This window comes from Arthrobacter sp. B2060 (assembly GCF_059090445.1).
This window is the reverse complement of record NZ_JBNHFR010000042.1, coordinates 1-288: the sequence shown is the minus strand read 5'-3', so window position 1 is coordinate 288 and position 288 is coordinate 1. Positions and strand designations below refer to the sequence as shown.

Sequence of the window (288 nt, the reverse complement as noted above, 5' to 3'; positions counted from 1 at the left end):
CGCCCTGCACGAAACGGATGCCCTCAGACAACTGGTTCCACACCGCCTCATCAAACGGCGTACGGGAATACGAGGTCACCGCATCCCTGACCTCCGCCGCGAACTCCGCGTTGTCCCACTCCCGCCGGCCAAAACCCACCAGGGCAAAACTCGGCGGCAACAGGCCGCGGTTGGCAAGGTCATACACGGCAGGCATGAGCTTCTTGCGCGCGAGGTCACCCGTGACCCCGAAAAGCACGAGCGAGGACGGACCGGCAATACGGTTCAGACGGCGGTCCCGCGGATCCC

General features: G+C 64.9%; 1 pseudogene. It reads right to left on the bottom strand.

What is annotated here, in order from left to right:
• A pseudogene (locus AC5RUM_RS21520) lies at positions 1 to 288 on the bottom strand (glucose-6-phosphate dehydrogenase); the annotation flags it as partial.